This is a genomic window from Pseudomonas agronomica (assembly GCF_025917275.1).
GTDB classification, from domain to species: Bacteria; Pseudomonadota; Gammaproteobacteria; order Pseudomonadales; family Pseudomonadaceae; genus Aquipseudomonas; species Aquipseudomonas agronomica.
This window is the reverse complement of sequence record NZ_JAOSHO010000321.1, coordinates 1-6,007: the sequence shown is the minus strand read 5'-3', so window position 1 is coordinate 6,007 and position 6,007 is coordinate 1. Positions and strand designations below refer to the sequence as shown.

5 protein-coding genes are annotated in these 6,007 nt (G+C 60.9%); 4 read left to right on the top strand and 1 reads right to left on the bottom strand.

Annotation, left to right across the window (positions count from 1 at the left end):
- Positions 1 to 27: 27 nt before the first annotated feature.
- Positions 28 to 1,035, bottom strand: coding sequence for a DUF481 domain-containing protein (locus OC610_RS19490; RefSeq protein WP_264429977.1), 1,008 nt, complete (start codon positions 1,033 to 1,035; stop codon positions 28 to 30).
- Positions 1,036 to 1,190: 155 nt separating this feature from the next.
- Between OC610_RS19490 and OC610_RS19485 the strand changes: the two genes are divergently transcribed.
- From OC610_RS19485 to OC610_RS19470, 4 genes are all read left to right on the top strand, one after another.
- Positions 1,191 to 1,544: an MGMT family protein gene (locus OC610_RS19485; RefSeq protein WP_264429976.1), complete on the top strand. Its 354-nt coding sequence runs from the start codon at positions 1,191 to 1,193 to the stop codon at positions 1,542 to 1,544.
- Between the two features lie 44 nt (positions 1,545 to 1,588).
- The gene (locus tag OC610_RS19480) at positions 1,589 to 3,160 is read left to right on the top strand and encodes an AmpG family muropeptide MFS transporter (RefSeq protein WP_264429975.1); all 1,572 of its coding nucleotides are present in this window, start codon (positions 1,589 to 1,591) and stop codon (positions 3,158 to 3,160) included.
- 144 nt (positions 3,161 to 3,304) lie between these two features.
- Positions 3,305 to 5,020 carry a proline--tRNA ligase gene (locus tag OC610_RS19475; RefSeq protein ID WP_264429974.1) on the top strand — a complete coding sequence of 572 codons (1,716 nt, stop codon included), beginning with the start codon at positions 3,305 to 3,307 and terminating at the stop codon, positions 5,018 to 5,020.
- A 17-nt stretch (positions 5,021 to 5,037) separates the two neighbouring features.
- The gene (locus tag OC610_RS19470) at positions 5,038 to 5,991 is read left to right on the top strand and encodes a hypothetical protein (RefSeq protein ID WP_264429973.1); all 954 of its coding nucleotides are present in this window, start codon (positions 5,038 to 5,040) and stop codon (positions 5,989 to 5,991) included.
- Positions 5,992 to 6,007: the final 16 nt, after the last annotated feature.

Here is a 6,007-nt window from a genome sequence, read left to right as displayed (position 1 = left end):
CACATTGGTTTGTTGGTTAGCCTGGGATTACCAAGTCACGCCAAACCCAGCCGTGTAGCGCGTCTTGCTCAGGTCGCTGTCTTCAGTCCCTTCGATCACGTCCTTCTCGGCCTTGAGGTTGAGCGACGCCCAGTCCGTCACCTTGTAGCGCAGCCCGACTTCGGCGTCATAGGCGTAGTCGGCGACGTCAGACAGCGGCTTGCCCACCTCGCCATTGGTGAAGAACTCAACGCGCTTGCCAATCAGGTAGCGGTTGTAATCCCACTTCATGGCCACGGAATAAAAGTTGTCCTTGCTGCCGTCGCGGTACTCGTAATCGGTGCGGTTGAGCAGCGACCCCAGCGAGAACGCCCCCAGTTCATCGTCCCAGAACTGGTAGCCCGGACCGGTACCGACTACGCGCTGACGCGCCAGGTCTTCGACTTTGTCCCGCTTGTAATTGAGGCGACCTTGCCAGAACCATTTGTCGGTGATGAACCGGTCGAGGGAATATTCCAGGCGCCAGTTGTCGGTCGAAACCACATCATCCTGGAATTCACGGTTGTACTCGCCTTCAGCGGTGTGTCGCCATCGGCCGTGGCGTGCCGAGGTCTTGAAGTCGATGTCGTAGTCATCGGTATCGTTTTCCGCCCGCTGGTAATCCAGCGCGGCGTCGATATTGCCTTTCCAGACCAAGTCTTCGACCACTGGCTTGGGCTTGAGGATCTGCTGGATACTCGCCAGCTCAACGGTCTTGGGCGCATCGCCATTGGCCAATGTCACCTTGCCCTCTTCCGCCGGCTGCAAGGCCTTGGCCTTTTCGCCGGAATAAGCGTCCTGCTTGACCAACAATTGCTGGTCGCTTTCAAGCGTCTTGACCTGCTTCCAGTCAATAGGGACCGCACCGGCGTAATCGGTCTGGATCAACAGTTTGCCGCCATCGAAGACGGTAATCTTGCCGCTGAGCTTGTCGCCGTTCTTCAACCAGACGGTATCGGCAAGCAATGGCATGGAGGCGCTCGTAACAGCTAGGCACAGCAGAGTTCTGGACAACATAAGCGATAATGGGCTCAAGTTTTCGGTGAAAAGGCGGCATTATCCCCCAGGATGACACCTCAGCAACGACTGACCCGCGTACCGATGATGAGTTCATTTATCAACGCGCCCTGTAGGAATTAATCTACAGACGGACCTATTTCAGGAACTACCCCGTGACTGACGCCCCAGTGGACTCCGAAAATCCAGCCCAAGTCCGACGAACCACGCTCTACCTGACCCTGGCGCAGGTACCGGAAGGCAAAGTCGTCACTTACGGCCAGCTAGCCGATATGGCCGGCCTGGGCCGCGCGGCCCGCTGGGTCGGACGCACGCTCAGCCAACTGCCGAACGACACCAAGCTGCCCTGGCATCGCGTGTTGGCGGCCGGCGGTCGGATCAGCCTGCCGGCGGGCAGCGCCTCGGGGGACGAACAACGCGCGCGCTTGCGCATGGAAGGGATCAGTGTCCTGAATAATCGTGTTGATATTCAGCGCCATGGCTGGCGCCCGGTAGAGCACAGCGGTTAGAGTGCGCGCTTTGTTTTCGCAATTTTTGAGGCAGACTCCAGCCCATGCCCCGTAAAACCTGGCGCGCCGCCCTCGCCGCCTATGCCAGTCCTTCGACGCTCGTGCTGTTGCTGCTTGGCTTCGCCGCCGGCTTGCCGTACATGCTGGTGTTTTCCACGCTCTCGGTCTGGTTGCGCGAGGCCGGCGTGGCCCGCGAGACCATCGGTTACGCGAGCCTGATCGGCCTGGCCTATGCCTTCAAATGGGTGTGGTCGCCACTGCTCGACCAATGGCGCCTTCCATTGCTGGGCAAACTGGGGCGCCGTCGTTCATGGTTGGTGCTTTCCCAAGGCCTGGTGATCCTCGGCCTGGTCGGGATGAGCTTCTGCGATCCACAAAAGCACCTGTCCTGGTTGATCGCGATTGCCGTCATAGTCGCCTTTGCCTCAGCCACCCAGGACATCGCCGTCGATGCCTATCGACTTGAAATCGTCGAAGACACCCGCCAGGCCGCATTGGCCGCCAGCTATATGTCTGGCTATCGGGTCGCCGCGCTGCTCGCCACTGCCGGCGCGCTTTTCTTCGCCGAGGGGTTCGGTTCCACCGGGTTCAGCTACAAGCATTCGGCCTGGGCCGGTACGTACCTGCTGTTTGGCGTGCTGATGGTGCCCGCCTTGCTGACGTCACTCTTGATGCGCGAGCCCCCCGTGCCGCTGCGCACCCAGTTGCAGGCCGGGCGCTATACCTTCGTCCACCAACTGGCCTCGGTCTTCGTGCTGATCGTGCTGCTGGTATCGGTCCCGGCGATGTTCACCCAGCTCTACAACACGGATTTTGCCAGCGTACTGTTCGAAGGCGTCAGCCTGCTCGACCTGCTGCTCGAAGATCGCGCATTCTTGCGAGCGATCCTCTATATCCTCCTGACGGCCCTGTGTCTGTCGTCCATGGGACGTCGCGGCCTGGCGCCGGTACTGACGCCCGTCAACGACTTCATCCTGCGCTACCGCTGGCAGGCACTCTTGCTGCTGGGATTGATCGCCACCTACCGGATGTCCGACACGGTCATGGGCGTCATGGCCAATGTGTTCTACATCGACCAAGGCTTTACCAAGGACCAGATCGCCAGCGTCAGCAAGATCTTCGGGCTGATCATGACCCTGGTCGGCGCCGGCATGGGCGGCCTGCTGATCGTGCGATTCGGGATCCTGCCAATCCTGTTCATCGGCGGCGTGTCCTCGGCCGCCACCAACATCCTGTTCCTGATGCTCACGGACATGGGCCCGAACCTGAAGATGCTGATTGTCACGATCTCCCTGGACAACTTCAGCTCCGGCCTCGCCACCTCGGCATTCGTGGCGTACCTGTCGAGCCTGACCAACCTGAAGTTTTCGGCGACCCAATACGCTCTGCTCAGCTCGATCATGCTATTGCTGCCGCGCCTGATTGGCGGCTACTCAGGGGTCATGGTGGAGAAATTCGGCTATCACGACTTCTTCCTGATCACCGCCCTGCTCGGCGTGCCGACTTTGTTGCTGATCGCGCTGCACTGGTACCAGGAAAATCGCCGCCAAGGCCCAACGCCTGAATCGGAGTCGGAGCCGGAATCAACGCCAACCCGGCCCGCCCAAGAATCGTAGGCCCAGAAATCGTAGGAAATGTCAGCAGGCGCCAGGGAAACCGGCGCCCGGATCCGGCAACAGGCCACGCGCCTGTACGCGAGGGCATCTCGCCCGTACAATGCTGCGTCACTTCTCGTCATCAGCAACCGACAACGGCCAACCATGCGCACCAGTCAATTTTTGCTCGCCACACAGAAAGAAACGCCTTCCGACGCCGTCGTGATCAGCCATCAGTTGATGCTGCGTGCCGGCATGATCCGCAAACTCGCTTCCGGCCTGTACACCTGGCTGCCGATGGGCCTGCGGGTGATGCGCAAGGTCGAAGCCATCGTTCGCGAAGAAATGGACGCCGCCGGCTCCCTGGAAGTGTTGATGCCGAGCACCCAACCGGCCGAGCTGTGGCAGGAATCTGGACGCTGGGAAGAGTACGGCCCCGAGTTGCTGCGCATCAAGGACCGCCATGGTCGTGATTTCTGTGCGGGCCCGACCCACGAAGAAGTGATCACCGACCTGATGCGCAACGAGTTGAGCAGCTACAAGCAGCTGCCGATCAACCTGTACCAGATCCAGACCAAGTTCCGTGACGAGATCCGTCCACGCTTCGGCCTGATGCGCGGTCGCGAATTCATCATGAAGGACTCCTACTCGTTCCACGCCGACCTGGCGTCGCTGCAGGTCACTTACGACCGCATGCACCAGGCGTATTGCAACGTGTTCACTCGCCTGGGCCTGAAATTCCGCCCGGTTGAAGCCGACAACGGCTCCATCGGCGGTGCCGGTTCCCACGAGTTCCACGTATTGGCCGAATCCGGCGAAGACGACATCGTTTTCAGCAACGGCTCCGACTACGCCGCGAACATCGAGAAAGCCGAAGCCGTGCCACGGGAAACCTCCCGCGCCGCGCCGACCGAAGAACTGCGCCTGGTGGACACGCCGAATACCAAGACCATTGCCCAACTGGTGGAAGGCTACAACCTGCCCATCGAGCGCACCATCAAGACACTGATCGTGCGTGCGGAAGAAGAAGGCAAGCTGATTGCCCTCATCATCCGCGGCGATCACGAGCTGAATGAAATCAAGGCCGCCAACCAGCCTGGCGTCGCCAGCCCGCTGGTCATGGCCACCGATGCCGAGCTGCGCGACGCCATCGGCGCTGGCGCCGGCTCCCTCGGCCCGTTGAACCTGCCGCTGCCGATCATCATCGACCGCTCCGTGGAGCTGATGAGCGACTTCGCCATCGGCGCCAACATCGATGACAAGCATTATTTCGGCGTGAACTGGGAGCGCGACCTGCCGGTTCCAACCGTCGCGGACCTGCGCAACGTCGTGTCCGGCGATCCAAGCCCGGACGGCAAGGGCACCCTGGAAATCAAGCGGGGCATCGAGGTCGGTCACATCTTCCAGCTGGGCGACAAGTACAGCAAGGCGATGAAATGTGAAGTGCTGGGCGAGAACGGCAAGCCAGTCACCCTGCAGATGGGCTGCTATGGCATTGGCGTGTCCCGCGTGGTGGCCGCCGCCATCGAGCAGAACAACGACGAGAACGGGATCATCTGGAGCGACACACTCGCGCCGTTCCAGATTGCCCTGGTGCCGCTGCGCTATGAAACCGAACAGGTGCGCGAAGCAACAGACAAGCTCTACGCCGAATTGACGGCCGCCGGCTTCGAAGTGCTGCTGGACGACCGCGACAAGAAAACCAGCCCGGGCATCAAGTTCGCCGACATGGAGCTGATCGGTATCCCGCACCGGATCGTGGTCAGCGACCGTGGCCTGGCCGAAGGCAACCTGGAATACAAGAGCCGTACCGAGGCCGAGCCGCAAGCGCTGCCGGTCGCCGACGTGCTGTCCTTCCTCCAGGCCCGTATCCGCCGCTGAGACCAGATAGAGACGTCATGTTCAAGCGAAACACCTTAGGCCTCGGGGGCGCCGCACTGTGCGGCGCCCTGTTGGTCAGCGGCTGCGCCAACCAGATGTCGCAACGCAACGAGCACGAAGAACGGATCGAGCGCAAGCTGCTCGACCATAGCCTGCAGATCGATGTGGGCGAACCCAAGGTGCTCGACCTGCCGCAACGTCGAGTTCGGATCAATGAGCAGAAAACTTTCGAAGTCACCGAATTCGAAGTCACCCGGCACTATGATCGCTACACGCCCTACCAGCCTTGGCGGGAGATCTATGAGATCCCGCTGGGCGCGGTGGCGGTGGTCGCTGGCGTCGGCGCGAACGTCGTCAACGTATTTGCCCTGGGCAGCCTCCCCGAATCTGCTACCCGCGACTGGATCAGCTACGGTTTCGCCGGGCTGAACCCGTTCATGAACGTCCCCTCCAACGGTCGGGCGCAACAGAACCTGGCTGGGATCGATGAGGTCCAGCGCGACAAGCGCACGGAACATTCGAGCCTGCCCTGGAGCGAGCGCCCGGTGGAAGTGAAAGCCGCTCGCCAGACCTTCGAGATGAGCACCGACCGCAATGGCGTGTTGCGCTTGAACCTGCTGGAAAGTCCCTTCGCCGAGCATGACCTGAGCCAATTCGGAAAATTGCAGATCAGCGTGACCGATGCCCAGGACGAAGTGCATACCGACTCATCCCTGAGCATCAGCAGCACGCTGCGCAGCAAGCTGGTGGAGGCCCATGCGCTGATCTACGACGATTTGGAAGATGACGAAGTGAGCCAGTGGGTTCACCGGGTCAAGCGCCTGTCGGAGCTGGGACTTGAAGAAGAAGCCAGCGAGCTCGAACAGAGCCTGATCGAACTGACGCGCAACGACCCGGAGCTGCAAACCGAGTTCATGAAGGCCTTGACCAAGGATGGCGGGCGGTTGGTGGCGGATCCTGGCGCCAATTGACTCCTGAATACTCCCC